The sequence below is a fragment of the Lactobacillus delbrueckii subsp. bulgaricus genome (assembly GCF_046938665.1).
GTDB lineage: Bacteria > Bacillota > Bacilli > Lactobacillales > Lactobacillaceae > Lactobacillus > Lactobacillus delbrueckii_C.
Genome location: NZ_JBKZCD010000090.1, coordinates 1 through 317, shown reverse-complemented (window position 1 = coordinate 317; position 317 = coordinate 1). Strand labels below are relative to the sequence as shown.

Sequence of the window (317 nt, the reverse complement as noted above, 5' to 3'; positions counted from 1 at the left end):
CTGGTGACAAGTACGACGTAACTAAGGATGCCAAGGTAATTACTGGCTACGTATTGGTTAAGACGACTGACACGACTGGTACTTTCACTGACGGCAACAAGACTGCAGTCTTCACTTACAAGAAGCTGGGCAAGATTGTTCCAGTAGATCCGAAGGGCAACCCAATCCCAGGTGCTGACACGCCAACTTACAAGAACGATCCAGATGACCCATCTAAGGTGGTTCCAAACGAACCAACTCCGAAAGTGCCAGGCTACAAGACTGACGTTCCAAATGTAACTCCGGAAGATCCAACTAAGGACACTCTGGTTCCTTAC

At 48.3% G+C, this 317-nt stretch carries 1 pseudogene; it reads left to right on the top strand.

The window, feature by feature from the left end:
* Positions 1-317: pseudogene (locus ACLUXO_RS10340) on the top strand (mucin-binding protein); the annotation flags it as partial.